Origin of the sequence: Streptomyces sp. PTY087I2, from assembly GCF_001687325.1 — a bacterium.
Taxonomy (GTDB): Bacteria; Actinomycetota; Actinomycetes; order Streptomycetales; family Streptomycetaceae; genus Streptomyces.
The window spans coordinates 35,248-48,508 of sequence record NZ_LZRD01000007.1; the positions used below are offsets into that span (position 1 = coordinate 35,248).

13 protein-coding genes are annotated in these 13,261 nt (G+C 72.0%); 7 read left to right on the forward strand and 6 right to left on the reverse strand.

Features of this window, described 5'->3' with window-relative positions:
- Positions 1-57: 57 nt before the first annotated feature.
- Complete coding sequence (locus A3Q37_RS08880; protein WP_065480408.1) at positions 58-1,596, forward strand: S8 family serine peptidase; 1,539 nt, start codon at positions 58-60, stop codon at positions 1,594-1,596.
- A gap of 70 nt (positions 1,597-1,666) precedes the next feature.
- Here the strand turns inward: A3Q37_RS08880 and A3Q37_RS08885 are convergent, their stop codons facing one another.
- The gene (locus A3Q37_RS08885; RefSeq protein WP_065480411.1) at positions 1,667-2,365 is read right to left on the reverse strand and encodes a lysoplasmalogenase; all 699 of its coding nucleotides are present in this window, start codon (positions 2,363-2,365) and stop codon (positions 1,667-1,669) included.
- Positions 2,362-3,315 (reverse strand): sterol desaturase family protein, encoded by a 954-nt coding sequence (locus A3Q37_RS08890; protein WP_065480414.1) that lies wholly within the window; start codon positions 3,313-3,315, stop codon positions 2,362-2,364. The genes A3Q37_RS08885 and A3Q37_RS08890 overlap by 4 nt, the downstream gene beginning before the upstream one ends.
- 149 nt (positions 3,316-3,464) lie before the next feature.
- Here A3Q37_RS08890 and A3Q37_RS08895 point away from each other — a divergent pair, with 149 nt between their 5' ends.
- The 6 genes from A3Q37_RS08895 to A3Q37_RS08920 all read left to right on the forward strand — a co-directional run bounded on the left by A3Q37_RS08895 (position 3,465) and on the right by A3Q37_RS08920 (position 11,426).
- A complete protein-coding gene (locus A3Q37_RS08895; RefSeq protein ID WP_065480417.1) occupies positions 3,465-6,560 on the forward strand; it encodes an NACHT domain-containing NTPase in 3,096 nt (1,031 codons plus the stop codon).
- 55 nt (positions 6,561-6,615) lie between these two features.
- A complete protein-coding gene (locus A3Q37_RS08900; protein WP_065480420.1) occupies positions 6,616-7,647 on the forward strand; it encodes a DEDDh family exonuclease in 1,032 nt (343 codons plus the stop codon).
- Between the two features lie 63 nt (positions 7,648-7,710).
- Positions 7,711-7,944 (forward strand): hypothetical protein, encoded by a 234-nt coding sequence (locus tag A3Q37_RS08905; protein WP_006123591.1) that lies wholly within the window; start codon positions 7,711-7,713, stop codon positions 7,942-7,944.
- Positions 7,945-8,022: 78 nt separating this feature from the next.
- A complete protein-coding gene (locus A3Q37_RS08910) occupies positions 8,023-8,826 on the forward strand; it encodes an SURF1 family protein (protein WP_065480423.1) in 804 nt (267 codons plus the stop codon).
- A 46-nt stretch (positions 8,827-8,872) separates the two neighbouring features.
- Positions 8,873-10,666, forward strand: a complete 1,794-nt coding sequence (locus A3Q37_RS08915; protein ID WP_065480426.1) for a glycoside hydrolase family 15 protein — start codon at positions 8,873-8,875, stop codon at positions 10,664-10,666.
- A 4-nt stretch (positions 10,667-10,670) separates the two neighbouring features.
- Positions 10,671-11,426: an SDR family oxidoreductase gene (locus A3Q37_RS08920; RefSeq protein WP_065480429.1), complete on the forward strand. Its 756-nt coding sequence runs from the start codon at positions 10,671-10,673 to the stop codon at positions 11,424-11,426.
- A gap of 32 nt (positions 11,427-11,458) precedes the next feature.
- On the opposite strand, the gene amaP is transcribed toward A3Q37_RS08920, so the two are convergent.
- From amaP to A3Q37_RS08940, 4 genes are read right to left on the reverse strand one after another with little or no spacing between them, the layout of a single operon-like run.
- A complete protein-coding gene (gene amaP / locus A3Q37_RS08925) occupies positions 11,459-12,037 on the reverse strand; it encodes an alkaline shock response membrane anchor protein AmaP (protein ID WP_065480431.1) in 579 nt (192 codons plus the stop codon).
- A 5-nt stretch (positions 12,038-12,042) separates the two neighbouring features.
- Positions 12,043-12,723, reverse strand: coding sequence for a DUF6286 domain-containing protein (locus A3Q37_RS08930; protein WP_065480435.1), 681 nt, complete (start codon positions 12,721-12,723; stop codon positions 12,043-12,045).
- Positions 12,720-13,070, reverse strand: coding sequence for an Asp23/Gls24 family envelope stress response protein (locus tag A3Q37_RS08935; RefSeq protein WP_065480439.1), 351 nt, complete (start codon positions 13,068-13,070; stop codon positions 12,720-12,722). The genes A3Q37_RS08930 and A3Q37_RS08935 overlap by 4 nt, the downstream gene beginning before the upstream one ends.
- Positions 13,067-13,258: a hypothetical protein gene (locus tag A3Q37_RS08940; RefSeq protein ID WP_006123598.1), complete on the reverse strand. Its 192-nt coding sequence runs from the start codon at positions 13,256-13,258 to the stop codon at positions 13,067-13,069. Before A3Q37_RS08940 ends, A3Q37_RS08935 begins: the two co-directional genes overlap by 4 nt.
- Between the last annotated feature and the right edge of the window lie 3 nt (positions 13,259-13,261).

Below are 13,261 nucleotides of genomic sequence, written 5' to 3' on the forward strand. Positions count from 1 at the left end.
TACGCGACCGAACACGCCAGGTGTCCGGTCGTTCGGCACGGATGATGTGGAGAACCCATGGCTCATCTGGCATCGAGACGGACCCGCGCACTCGCGGTCCCCGTCGGACTCGCGCTGACCGCCTCGATCGGCTTCCTGCCGACGGCGACGGCCACGGCGGCGCCCACCGGCGAGCAGGCCGCCGCGAGCGTGCGGACCGACGGGCCGAAGCTCTCCTACGTGGTCAACGTCCGGGGCGGCCACGGCACGGTGAAGGACGTCAAGAAGGCGATCGCCAAGGCCGGCGGCACCGTCGTCGTCGCCTATGAGCAGATCGGCGTCATCGTCGTCCACTCGCAGAACCCGGCCTTCGGCGAAACGATCCGCCGCGCGCGGGGCGTGGAGTCGGCGGGCGCCACCCGCACGAACCCGATCGTGCCACAGGCCACGAAGGACATCGGGTCGATAGCGGAGCCGCTCACCGCCGAGCAGGCGGCGGCCGCCGCCGCGGACGCGAAGGCCGGCGAGGACCCGCTGGAGCCCCTCCAGTGGTCGCTGCCCGCGATCAAGGCGGACAAGGCGCACCAGAAGTCGCTGGGCTCGAAGAAGGTGACGGTCGCCGTCATCGACACGGGCGTCGACGACACCCACCCGGACCTGGCCCCGAACTTCGACGCGCGCGCCTCGGTGAACTGTGTGTCGGGCGCTCCGGACACCACCGCCGGTTCCTGGCGTCCGGCGGCGGGCGAGAGCGACCACGGCACGCACGTGGCGGGCACCATCGCCGCCGCGAAGAACGGCGTCGGCGTCACCGGTGTCGCCCCGGGCGTCAAGGTGTCGGGCATCAAGGTGTCGAACCCGGACGGGTACTTCTACACCGAGGCCGTCGTCTGCGGGTTCCTCTGGGCCGCGGAGCACGGCGTCGATGTGACCAACAACAGCTATTACACCGACCCGTGGATGTTCAACTGCAAGAACGACGCCGACCAGGGTGCCCTGGTCGACGCGCTGACCCGCGCCGTGAAGTACGCGGAGCGCAAGGGCACGGTCCATGTCGCCGCGGCGGGCAACTCCCGCCAGGACCTGGCGTCCTCCGCGATCGAGGACACGACCAGCCCGAACGACTCCGAGACGGTCACGCGGACGGTCGACCCGAAGCTGTGCCCGGACATCCCGACCATGCTGCCGGGTGTCGTGACGGTCTCCGCGACGGGTGCGAAGGGCCTGAAGTCCTCGTACTCGAACTACGGCAAGGGGATCATCGACGTGGCGGCCCCGGGCGGTGACTCGACGGTCTACCAGACCCCCGAGCCGCCCGCCGTCAACGGCCTGATCCTCTCCACGCTGCCGGGCGGCAAGTTCGGCTACAAGGCCGGTACGTCGATGGCGTCCCCGCATGTCGCGGGCGTCGTGGCACTGATCAAGTCCAAGCACCCCTACGCTTCGCCGGCCGCCGTCAAGGCGCTGCTGACGCTGGAGGCGGACGCGAAGGCGTGCGGCGAGCCGTACGACATCGACGGTGACGGTGTCATCGACGCGGTCTGCGAGGGCGGCAAGAACTACAACGGCTTCTACGGGGCCGGAGTGGTGGACGCGCTGGACGCGGTGCGCTGGTAGCAGCACATCGCGGTACGGCCGAGGGGCCCGGGGAGATCGTTCTCCCCGGGCCCCTCGGGCATTCCCGGACTCATGCCCCCGGCGTGTCCTTCGTCGTGTCCTGCGTGAGCACCCCGAGGGTCAGCAGGGCCTGTGCGGCGATGTAGGTGAGCATGACCCAGAAGTCGGGGGCGGGCGCCTGCGGCCACTCGGCGATACCGGTGGCGATGAGGGCGTCCGAGAGCAGGAAGAGCGCGCCGCCGGCCGCCGCGTACGGTCCGAACACGCCCGCCCGCCAGGCCATGGCAGTGAGCAGCAGGCTGTAGCCGGTGAGCGGGATCCGCAGGTCCGCCGGGAGGTCCGGCCAGATCAGCACGAGGAAGACGACGAGGACGACGGCGTACCCGGCCCCGGTGGCCAGCGGCGCGGGACCCCGGCCTGGCCCCTCCCCCCGCCCGAACAGCGTCAGGTAGCAGACATGGCCGACGGCGAACGACCCCATGCCGACCAGGAAGGCCAGGTCGTTGTCGGCGAGCAGGAAGACGTCGCCGCCCCACCCGAACAGCAGGGCCGCGACGAGCAGTCGGGGTGCGCCGCGCAGCGCCGCGTACCCGGCGAGCAGCGGCATCAGCAGCGGTTTGGCGACCAGATGGACGGTCTCGGCCCCGGCGAGGAGCCCGGCGAGGTCGGCCGCGGCGACGAGGAGGAAGGCGAGGAGCACGGGGCGGGCGAAGCGCTCGGCCCGCCCGCCGGTGCCGCTGGAGCCGGGGCGGGCGGCGGTGGCGGTCACAGGGCGCGTTCCGGGGCGGAGGCCTGCGGGGAGACGGTCTCCGGAGCGGCCGTGAGGGTCGTGGCGGCCGCGGTGGCTGTGGCCGTGGTTGCACCCGCCCTCGTCTCTCCCGCCTTCGCCGCCGGCTGCCAGCCCGGCCCGCGGAAGACCCGGCCGGCCCGCTCGCTCCAGGTGTCGGCGGCCCGGACGTCCCGGGCGATGGCGGCGTACTCATGGGTCGCGACGCGCAGCGGGTTGTAGGTGGAGATGTTCTTGGTGAGCCCGTAGACGGGCCGCTCGACCTCCGCCGCGAAGGACCCGAACATCCGGTCCCAGATGATCAGGATCCCGCCGTAGTTGCGGTCCAGGTAGCCGCCCTGCGAGGCGTGGTGGACGCGGTGGTGGGAGGGCGTGTTGAGGACGTACTCGAAGGGGCGCGGGAGCTTGCCGACCCGCTCGGTGTGCACCCAGAACTGGTAGACGAGGTTGGCCGACTGGCAGAACGCGAGCGCCGCCGGGTGCACGCCGCAGGCGATCAGCGGCAGATAGAAGGGCCAGACGGTCGCGGAGGTCCAGGGCTGGCGCAGCGCGGTGGTGAGGTTGAACTTCTCGCTGGAGTGGTGGACCACATGGCAGGCCCACAGGATCCGGATCACATGGTGGCCGCGGTGGGACCAGTAGTAGAAGAAGTCCTGGGCGAGCAGCATCAGCAGGACGGTCCACCACAGCACGGGCACCCGCAGCGGCGTCAGCTCGTACACGCCCATGTAGATCGCGAGGATGGGGATCTTCCACAGCAGGTCGAAGCCCAGGCTGCCGAGCCCCATGGTGACGCTGGTGGCGGCGTCCTTGGTCGCGTATCCGGCCGCGTCCTCGTCCGGATGGAGGCGGTAGCTGACCATCTCGATCACGGTGAGCAGCACGAAGGCCGGTATTGACCACAGCACGACATCGGGCAGGTTCGGCTCCATGCGAGCACCGTAGGGCCGCCGGTCGGTGAGGGCTAGAGGTTGTTACCCACAAGTATGCGAGACCTGCTGTCAGCAGTCTTTGGCACCTTCTGCCAAGAGCCGGCGTCATAGGATCTGCGGATACGGGTCGCCGAGGGGGAGGAACGCGCTTGTCCGGTACGGAAGTTGCCCTGTTACGGCTGGCCACGACGGTGGCCGGTGCGGCGGCCAAGGCGCTGCTGACCCCTCGGCCGGGCGCGGGCCTGGTCCCGGACCCGGTCCGTCCGCTCCCCCGCCCCGCGAAGCCGGACCGCTTGGCGAAGGTGCTCGCGGGCCGCGTGTCGGAGTCGTACGCGGACCTGCCCGAGCACGAGCGGCTGGCCGCGCTCACCTCCGTACAGGACACGCTCGCGGCGGATGCCCTGGACACCGGCCGGCTGTTCGCGCTGGAGCTGGACCCGGAGCGGCTGCGGGCGGAGCTGTCGGCCCCGGCGCCCGGACTCTCGGCCCGTTCCCTCGATCTGTACGAGGACCTCCTCGGCCGCTGCTGCGTGCATCTGGTGGAGCAGCTGACCGCGCACCCGTCGTTCGCAGCGCGGGCGGCGGTGGAGCAGGTCCGTGCGGTGGGGCGGACGCGGGAGTTGGTGGAGGAGGTCCGGGACCGGGTGGGGGCGCGGCCGGACGCGGCGGATCTGGAGTTCGAGGGGCGGTATGCGGAGTTCATGGCAACGGCCAACAGCCGGATGGGGCTGTTCGGGCTGACGCTGGGCAGGACCGCGAGCGAGTGGCCGCTGGACACCGCGTATCTCGGCCTGGAGGTCAGCGGCGACTACGGGATCACCGACCTGCACGGTGCGCACCATCTGAACCAGAGGACCACGGTCCGCATCGAGCAGGCGCTCGGCGAGCAGGACCGGCTGCTGCTGCGGGGCCCGGCCGGTTCCGGCAAGAGCACCCTGGTGCAGTGGCTGGCGCTGAACGCGGCCCGGCAGTCGTTCGGCAGCGAGCTGGCCGACTGGAACCGGTGCGTCCCCTTCGTGCTGAGGCTGCGCGCTTTCACGGCCCTCGACGCGCTGCCCGCCCCGGCGGAGTTCCTGCGCGCGGCCGGTGTCCCGCTGCACGGCTCGGCCCCGGCGGGGTGGGCGGACCGGATGCTGGGGCAGGGCCGGGCGCTGGTCCTGGTGGACGGGGTCGACGAGGTGCCGGACCGGCTGCGCAAGCGCACGGAGCGCTGGCTGAAGGACCTGATCGTCGCGTATCCCCGGGCCAAGTACGTGGTGACGACCCGCCCCTCCGCCGTCCCCGAGACCTGGTTGTCGGGCTCCGGCTTCGAGCCGCACACGCTGCTGGCGATGCGCCAGGAGGACGTGCGGGCGTTCATCGGCCACTGGCACCGGGCGGCTCGTTCGGAGTGTGCCTCCGAGGCGGAGCGCGCTGAGCTGGAACGGTACGAGAACGCCCTGCGCCGGGCCGTCGGCACCCGCCGGGACCTGGGCCTCCTCGCGACGAACCCACTGATGTGCGCCCTGCTCTGCGCGCTGAACCGGGACCGCCGGATGCAGCTGCCCCGGGCCCGCAAGGAGCTGTACGACGCGGCGCTGGACATGCTGCTGGTACGCCGCGACACCGAGCGCGAGATCATCGGGGTGGAGGGCGTCGACCTGACCCGGGAGGAGCAGACGGCGCTGCTCCAGCGCCTCGCGTACTGGCTGATCCGCAACGGCTTGGTCGAGGCGGGGCAGGACGAGGTGGTGGCCCTGATCGCGGACTGGCTGCGGGCCATGTCGCAGGTCCGGGGCGACCCCGACCAGGTCTTCGCACATCTGCTCAACCGCAGCGGCCTGCTGCGCGAACCGGCCCCGGGCGCGGTGGGGTTCGTGCACCGCACGTTCCAGGACTACCTGGGCGCGAAGGCGGCGGTGGAGGCCCGCGACTTCGGCGTCCTGGTCCGCCATGCCCATGAGGACCAGTGGGACGACGTGGTCCAGATGGCGGTGGGGCACGCCAGGCCGGATGAGCGGGCGTCGCTGCTCACGGCTCTGCTGGAGCGGGCGGACGGGGAGCCGGAGCACGGGCACCGGCTGGTGCTGCTGGCGGCGGGGAGTCTGGCGCACGCACCTGAGCTGGATCCGGCGGTGCGGGAGGACGTGGAGGCGCGGACGGGGAGATTGCTGCCGCCGGACGACCGGGAGGGCATCGACGAGTTGGCCAAGGTGGGCGAGCTGGCCCTGGAGCTGCTGTCCGCGATGCTGGACGGGTTGACCGAGCGGGAAGCCGCATCGACCGTCCGGACAGCGGCGGCCGTGGGCGGGGACGTCGCGTACGAGCTCGTCAAGCAGTTCCGCGACGACGAGCGGAACTTGGTCACGGAGGCGTTGTCCCTGGCCTGGGAGGCGTTCGACCCCGACCTGTACGCGCGCGAGGTGATGGCGCCCCGCTCCTGGGACGACAACTACGTGTACGTAAAGTCCGATGCGCAGCTCTCGGCCCTGCGCGAGATACCGCGGGTGCGGGGCCTGAACGTGGCGGGCGACCGCCGGGGTCTGCCCCAGGCGATTTCCTCCCTGAGCCTGGAGCGCATCTTCGTGTGGCAGAACGGGCGGGTGACAGACCTGGCCCCTCTCGCTGCGATGCCCCTCCTCCGCGAGATCGGACTGAGCCACTGCCCGCGGGTCCAGAACCTGGAACCGCTCGCACGTTCCGGGCTGGAATGGCTCTCGCTCGTCCAGCTCCATCCCTCTCTCGACCCCACGCCGCTCACCGGGATGCCGGACCTCCGCCACCTCGTGCTCGGCCATCCGTTCCTCATGGAGTGCGTGGGCGAGCTTCCCGTATGCGATCAGCTGACCGGACTCGACCTGCTGTCCGAGACCCGTTACCTGAGCCTGGAGGGCCTCGAACGCTGGACGGGGCTGAAGTCGCTGGCCCTCTATGGCCGGACCCACTATCAGCAGCTCGTCCGCATGCCGTCGCTGCACGGGCTGGAGCGCCTTCATCTCGTCCGGACACCTGATCTGGACCTGCGTGAGGCAGTGCCTTTCACCGCGCTGCGTGAGCTCATTCTGTACCCGAGCGGCGAGCCCTACGACCTCGCGCCCCTGGTGGACCTCCCGTCTCTCACCACTCTCGGCCTCCACGGTGACGGGGGCCCGTTCGACCTCACCCCGCTGTCGGGCATGGACAACCTGACGATCCATGTGGCGTACGGCTCCCACGTCACCGGCACCCACCTCTTCCCACCGGAGCGCATCGTCCGCCTCCCCTGACCCACCCCCGCGGGGCGGCCGAATAGGGCCCTGTCAGTCCCGGCCCGTATTCTCTGTGACCATGCTCGACGACCGCGTAACAGCCGCACCGTGGCCGACCGCCTACCCCCAGGGGTACGCGGTCGTCGACGTGGAGACCACCGGCCTCGCCCGCGACGACCGGATCATCTCCGCCGCCGTCTACCGGCTGGACGCCCTGGGCAACGTCGAGGACCACTGGTACACGCTGGTCAACCCGGAGCGCGACCCCGGGCCCGTCTGGATCCACGGGCTGACGAGCGACGTGCTCGAAGGGGCGCCGCTCTTTCCCGAGGTGGCCGAGGAGTTGTCCGCGCGGCTCGCGGACCGGGTGCTCGTCGCGCACAACGCGGCGTTCGACTGGTCGATGATCGCCCGGGAGTACGCCCGGGCCTCGGTCGTCGCGCCGGTCGAGCAGCGGCTGTGCACGATCGCGCTCGCCAAGGAGCTGCGGCTGCCGCTGCCCAACCACAAGCTGGCCTCGCTCGCCGCGCACTTCGGGGTCGTCCAGCAGCAGGCCCACCACGCCCTGGACGACGCCCGGGTGCTGGCCGAGGCGTTCCGGCCGAGTCTGCACGCGGCGGCCCGGGGCGGGGTGCGGCTGCCGTTGCTGGAGTGCCGGCCGCTGACCGAGTGGTCCGACTCCCCCGTCACCCCGCGCGTCGGGTATCGGGCCGCGCGGCAGCCGAACAGCTGGCGGCCCTCGCGGAAGCGGCCGGCCTGCCCGTATCCCAATCCGGGGCGGTACGAGAAGGAGAAGCCGCTCAAGCAGGGGATGCGGGTGGCCTTCTCCGGGGACACGTCGATCGACCGGGAGTTGCTGGAGGACCGGGCGATCGAGGCCGGGCTGCATGTGGCGACCAGCGTGTCGCGGCTGACCAGTCTGCTGGTGACCAACGATCCGGACGCGGCCACCTCCAAGACGCAGAAGGCCAAGTCCTTCGGCACGCCGATCCTGGAGGAGAGCGCCTTCACCCATCTGCTGCGCGATGTGGCGCCCGCCGACGGGGCCGTCCTGCCGCAGCAGGCGTCGCCGCCGCCACCGGAGGCGACCGCGTCATCGGAGTGAACCGGGCACGACTCGCCCGGCAGCCGCTCGCCCGGGGCCGCCCGGCGTCCCACCCTGTGGCGCATGGCACGTTGTGAGGTTTGCGGAAACGACTACGGCATGTCCTTCGAGGTGCACGCACAAGGTGCGGTGCACGTCTTCGACTGCTTCTCCTGCGCCATCCACCGCATGGCGCCGATCTGTGAGCACTGCCGGGTCCAGGTGATCGGGCAGGGCGTCGAGGCCGACGGGCACTGGTACTGCGGCGCCCACTGCGCCCGCGCCGAGGGGAAGGCAGGCATCGTGGACAAAGTTTGACAGGTCGCCTTATTGCCCGGCTTGTCCGGCAGCACCCCTGAGTGCCGCACCCCATGGCCCCGGTTGTACGGTCATGGGGTGTACCGCTTCCTGTTGACCCGGCAGTGGGTGATCCTCACCCTGCTCGGCCTCGCGCTGATCCCGACGATGATCGAGCTGGGTTTCTGGCAGTTCCACAAGCACGAGCACCGGGTCGAGCAGAACGCGCTGATCTCGCGGAACCTCGACGCGCGGCCGGTCCCGGTCACCGATCTCACCTCCGTCGGGCACACCGTCCCCCGCTCGGACTACTGGCGGACGGTCACCGCGACGGGCACGTTCGACACCGAGCACGAGGTGGTCGTACGCCGCCGGACCTCGGACGACGACCGCATCGGCGTACACGTCCTCACCCCGCTGGACCTCAAGGACGGCGGCACCGTCCTGATCAACCGGGGCTGGGTCCCGGCCGCGCCGAACCAGACCGCCTTCCCCGACGTACCGCCAGCGCCCCGGGGCGAAGTGACCGTCACCGGCCGGCTGAAGGCGGACGAGACGACCGGCAGCAGCGGCATCAAGGACCTGGCGGGGCTGCCGGACCGGCAGGTGATGCTGATCAACAGCGAGCAGCAGTCCCAGCTGCTGTCCCGGAAGGTTCTCGGCGGGTACATCGAGCAGACCGAGCCCGCGCCGTCGGGTGATCTGCCCGAGCAGATCGCCCGCCCCGACGACAGCTCGATCGGCCCGCACATGGCCTACGCCGTCCAGTGGTGGCTGTTCGTCGCCGCCGTCCCGGTCGGCTGGATCATTCTCGTACGCCGGGAGAAGCGCGACCGCGAGCAGGCCGCGGCCGAGAACGCGACGGCGGACGCGCCCGAGCAGCCGGAACCGGCGAGCGCCTGAGACCACGGGCTGGTTGACAACCGTCCGGTTCGGGAAAACGCCTGGCGTGACCCCACGCATCGAGGACTACGCCCTGATCGGCGATCTCCAGACCGCCGCGCTCGTCGGCAGGAACGGTTCCGTCGACTGGCTCTGCCTGCCCCGCTTCGATTCCGGCGCCTGCTTCGCCGCCCTGCTCGGTACCGAGGAGAACGGCCACTGGCGCATCGCGCCCAAGGGAACGGGCCCCTCGGACACCTGCGCCCGGCGCGCCTATGTGCAGGACTCCCTGGTCCTGGAGACGTACTGGGAGACACGGACCGGCACGGTGAAGGTCATCGACTTCATGCCGCAGCGCGACAAGGCGCCGGACCTGATGCGGATCGTCGAGGGCGTCAGCGGCACCGTCGACATGAGTTCGGTGCTGCGGCTGCGCTTCGACTTCGGGTCCGTGGTGCCCTGGGTCCGCAGGTCCCAGGGCCACCGGGTCGCCGTCGCGGGCCCCGACTCGGTGTGGCTGCGCAGCGAGCCGCCGGTCAAGACGTGGGGCCAGCAGTTCAGCACGTGCTCCTCGTTCACCGTCGCCGAGGGCGAGAGCGTGGCGTTCGTGCTGACCTGGCACCCCTCGCACTCGCCGCGCCCGAAGCTGATCGACCCGTACAAGGCGCTCAAGCACACGCTGCACGACTGGGCGAAGTGGACCGAGCGGTGCACGTACGAGGGGCCCTACCGGGACGCGGTGCTGCGTTCGCTGATCACGCTGAAGGCGCTGACGTACGCCCCGACCGGCGGCATCGTGGCGGCCCCGACCACCTCGTTGCCGGAGGAGATCGGTGGCGTACGGAACTGGGACTACCGCTTCTGCTGGCTGCGGGACGCCACGCTGACCCTCGGGGCGATGGTCTCGGCGGGCTATCTGGCGGAGGCGGAGGCCTGGCGGGACTGGCTGCTGCGGGCCGTCGCCGGGGACCCGGCCGACCTCCAGATCATGTACGGGCTGGCGGGCGAGCGCCGGCTCCCCGAGATGGAGCTGCCCTGGCTCGCCGGGTACGACCACTCCCGTCCGGTGCGGACCGGCAACGCGGCCGTGCGGCAGCGTCAGCTCGATGTGTACGGCGAGGTCATCGACGCCCTCCGGCTCGCCCGCGTCGCCGGGCTCGACGACAAGCCGCACGCCTGGAACCTCCAGCTCAGCCTGCTCGGCTTCCTGGAGTCGACCTGGCGCGAGCCGGACGAGGGGCTGTGGGAGATCCGCGGCGCGCGGCGGCACTTCGTGCACTCCAAGGTGATGGCCTGGGTCGCCGCCGACCGGGCGGTGCGCTCGCTGGAGGAGAACCCGGAGCTGCCCGGGGACGCCGACCGGTGGCGGGCGATGCGGGACGCGGTGCACGCCGAGGTCTGCGAGAAGGGGTACGACCCCGAGCGGAACACCTTCACCCAGTCCTACGGGTCACGGGAGCTGGACGCCGCGACGCTGCTCATCGTGCGGACCGGGTTCCTGCCGCCGGACGACCCCCGGGTGATCGGCACGGTCGACGCCGTCCGCGCCGAGCTGGGCAGCGACGGCCTGGTCCGCCGCTACAGCACCGAGGGCGCCTCCGTGGACGGGCTGCCGGGCGACGAGGGCGCGTTCATCGTCTGCTCGTTCTGGCTGGTCGACGCGTTGCAGCGGACCGGCAGGCCGGAGGAGGCGCGGGAGCTGTTCGAGCATCTGCTGGAACTCCGCAACGACATGGGGCTGCTGGCGGAGGAGTACGACGTGGCGGCGGGGCGGCAGCTCGGCAACTTCCCACAGGCCTTCAGCCATATCGGACTGGTGAACTCCGCTGTCGACCTGGCCGGGGAGGACCCGGCAGGATAGGGCCATGGATCTTGGATTGAAGGACCGCGTCTACATCGTCACCGGAGCGACCCGGGGCCTCGGCAACGCCACGGCCCGGGCGCTGGCCGCCGACGGCGCGAAGGTGATCATCACCGGCCGGGACGAGAAGTCCGTCGAGGAGGCCGCCGCCGAGCTGGGCGGGGACGTGCTGGGGCTCGCCGCCGACAACGCCGACCCGACCGCCGCCCAGCGCCTGGTGGACACGGCGCGGGAACGTTTCGGGCGGCTCGACGGCATCCTCGTCAGCGTCGGCGGACCCGCCCCCGGTTTCCTCGCGGACAACACGGACGACCAGTGGCAGACGGCGTTCGAGACGGTGTTCCTCGGAGCGGTACGGCTGGCCCGGACGGCGGCGGCCGCGCTCGGCGAGGGCGGGGTGATCGGCTTCGTGCTCTCCGGGTCGGTCCATGAGCCGATCGCGGGGCTGACCATCTCCAACGGGCTGCGCCCCGGTCTCGCCGGTTTCGCCAAGTCGCTCGCCGACGAGCTGGGCCCGCGCGGCATCCGGGTGGTGGGCGTGCTGCCCGCCCGGATCGACACCGACCGGGTCCGCGAGCTGGACGCGCTGTCCGGCGACGCGGAGGCCGCCCGCACCGCGAACGAGGCGCGGATCCCGCTGCGGCGCTACGGGACGCCGGAGGAGTTCGGGAAGACCGCGGCCTTCCTGCTCTCCCCCGCCGCCTCGTACCTCACGGGCATCATGGTCCCGGTCGACGGCGGGTTCCGGCACGGCTTCTGAGCCGGGCCCCTTGCCCGTACGCCCGAAGGCCGTCAGGACACCCGTTCCGCGCGGTGCTTGACGGCCTTGAGGCGCACCTCGGCGGGCAGCTCGTCCAGACCGGCCGAGACACGGGCGTGCGCCAGCGCCCCGTCGGCGACCGCGTTCAGCGTTTCGAGCGGCGCGGCGTGCGGCTCCATCAGCAGCCGGAGCCGGGACCGGGGCGCGGTGCGGCGGCCGGTCAGCATCGCCTGGGCGCGGGCCACTCCGTCGAGTTCGCCCGCCTCCGCGGCGAGCACGCCCTCCAGGGCGCGGCCCCGCAGCTGGGCCCCTTCGCCGTCGCCGCTGTCCACCAGGATCTCGGTGAGCCGGCCGCGGCGGAACTGGGCGAGGAACCACCACAGGGCGAGGACCACAAGAACGGCGAGGATGGCGATCACGGTCGGCCACCACCAGCCCTCGTCGCGCCAGCGGTGCCGGTCGGCCACGCTGAGCAGCACGTCGCTCTTGCCGTCCCAGGGCCACCAGGACGGTACGGACGCGCCGAGCCCGGTGGCGAGCACGGCTCCGCCGACGACGACCAGCACCAGCCCGGCCAGGGCCAGCAGGACCCGGTTGACGGTGGAGCGCATGCGGCTCATCCCTTCTTCGCCGGTCGGTGCACCTGGACGGAGAGGGCCGGCGGTCTGGCCAGGCCCAGTTCCCGGACGGCCTGCTCCAGCGCGGCGTCCAGATCGGTCCGTACGTCGTCGAGTTCCCGGAAGTGCGAGAGGGCCCGCACCTTCGCCTTCCGCCGTCCCATCCTGACCCGTACGGACTGCACGCCGGACACCTCCACGGCGCGGTCCCGCAGCACGAGCGCCGCGGCGGTGCGGTCGAGTCCGGCCCGGATGTCGGCGCGGTCGCGGCGCATCGGCAGCAGGTCACGCAGTCCGGGGGTGAGGGCCAGCAGGATCAGCCAGAGGCCGATCGCCGCGGCCACCCCGGCCCCGACGAGCACGGGGGTGTCGTCCAGGCGCTGTTCGGCCAGGCCGTCGGCGAGGGAGCGCCGCCACTGCATGGCCGGGTGGTCGGCCCGTACGGCGGCGATGTCGTAGAGGAGCAGTCCGGCCGCGCCGAGGAGCACGAGGGCCAGCAGGGCGGCCGGGACCCGGCGCGCGGACCAGAAGCGGGCGGCCCGGCCGTCGCTCTGCTCCAGGGTGGGGACCGGTGCGCGGGTGTCTCCCGGTACGTCCGGGGCGGGGGTGTGCGCGTCGTCGCTCGGCTCCACGGTGGGCATCCGCCGGGTGGAGCCGGTCGGTTCGCCGGGTTCGGTCATCGGATCCTCCCGTGTGCGGCGTTCGCTCCGGCGGGGTGCAGCCGTTCGACCTGGACGGCCACTTCGGGCACCTCCATGCCGGCCAGCGCCTTGACCCGCTGGGCGACCCGGCGGCGTACGGCACCGCACTGGCGGCCGATGTCGCTGGGGTAGCCGAGCTCCAGGCTGACCCGGACCCGGGCGGCGTCGCGGTGCACGGTGACCGTGGCACGCGGCGACGCCCCCTCCGCGGGCGGTTCCTCGACCGCTTCCTTCGCCGCCTGGGCGGCGATCTTGGCGACGACGCGGTCGGCGATCCGGGTCTCGCCCCGTTCGGCGGCGGCGACCGGGCCGGTCACCGCCGTCACCGTCGCCGGTCGCCGCGCTCGCGACTCCGGAAGAAGTCGCCGGGCTCCAGGTCACCGTCCAGGAAGCGGCCGGCGATGAAGCCGATCGCGCCCAGCGCGGCCACCAGGACGAAGGCTCCGAAGCCGCCGAAATATCCGGCGAACCCGAGCGCCATGCCGGCCAACAGACCGGCGACAGCCATGCTCATCGT